Here is a 1459-nt window from a genome sequence, read left to right on the forward strand (position 1 = left end):
AGTCGCTGGGTGTAGACCCGAAACCAAGTGATCTACTCATGGCCAGGATGAAGGTGCGGTAACACGCACTGGAGGTCCGAACCCACTAATGTTGAAAAATTAGGGGATGAGCTGTGGGTAGGGGTGAAAGGCTAAACAAACTTGGAAATAGCTGGTTCTCTCCGAAAACTATTTAGGTAGTGCCTCAAGTATCACCACCGGGGGTAGAGCACTGTTATGGCTAGGGGGTCATCGCGACTTACCAAACCATTGCAAACTCCGAATACCGGTGAGTGCGAGCTTGGGAGACAGACGTCGGGTGCTAACGTCCGGCGTCAAGAGGGAAACAACCCAGACCGCCAGCTAAGGTCCCAAAGATTGGCTAAGTGGAAAACGAAGTGGGAAGGCTAAAACAGTCAGGATGTTGGCTTAGAAGCAGCCATCATTTAAAGAAAGCGTAATAGCTCACTGATCGAGTCGTCCTGCGCGGAAGATGTAACGGGGCTAAGCCAGTCACCGAAGCTGCGGATATGCGTAAGCATATGGTAGGAGAGCGTTCTGTAAGCCTGCGAAGGTGTCTTGTAAAGGATGCTGGAGGTATCAGAAGTGCGAATGCTGACATGAGTAGCGATAATGGGGGTGAAAAGCCCCCACGCCGTAAGCCCAAGGTTTCCTGTTCAACGTTCATCGGAGCAGGGTGAGTCGGCCCCTAAGGCGAGGCAGAGATGCGTAGCTGATGGGAAGCAGGTTAATATTCCTGCACCGTCGTATGATGCGATGGGGGGACGGATCGCGGAAGGTTGTCTGACTGTTGGAATAGTCAGTTTCTGTTTCATAGAAGGTGCTTAGGCAAATCCGGGCACGTGATTCAAGGGAACGGGACGAAGAACTTTTAGTTCTGTAGCAATCGGAAGTGGTTCCAAGAAAAGCCTCTAAGCTTCAGTCATACGAGACCGTACCGCAAACCGACACAGGTGGGCGAGATGAGTATTCTAAGGCGCTTGAGAGAACTCGGGAGAAGGAACTCGGCAAATTGGTACCGTAACTTCGGGAAAAGGTACGCCTCGGTAGCTTGGTCACTTTACTGTGATAGGGCGAAAAGGTTGCAATAAACTGGTGGCTGCGACTGTTTAATAAAAACACAGCACTCTGCAAACACGAAAGTGGACGTATAGGGTGTGACGCCTGCCCGGTGCTGGAAGATTAAATGATGGGGTGCAAGCTCTTGATTGAAGTCCCAGTAAACGGCGGCCGTAACTATAACGGTCCTAAGGTAGCGAAATTCCTTGTCGGGTAAGTTCCGACCTGCACGAATGGCGTAACGATGGCCACACTGTCTCCTCCCGAGACTCAGCGAAGTTGAAGTGTTTGTGATGATGCAATCTACCCGCGGCTAGACGGAAAGACCCCATGAACCTTTACTGTAGCTTTGCATTGGACTTTGAATCAATCTGTGTAGGATAGGTGGGAGGCTTTGAAG

1 rRNA gene is annotated in these 1459 nt (G+C 50.8%); it reads left to right on the plus strand.

From position 1 onward, the window contains the following. Positions 1-1459, plus strand: a 23S ribosomal RNA gene (locus FHW83_RS30370); the annotation flags it as partial.

Origin of the sequence: Duganella sp. SG902 (assembly GCF_013376005.1) — a bacterium.
GTDB lineage: Bacteria > Pseudomonadota > Gammaproteobacteria > Burkholderiales > Burkholderiaceae_D > Rugamonas.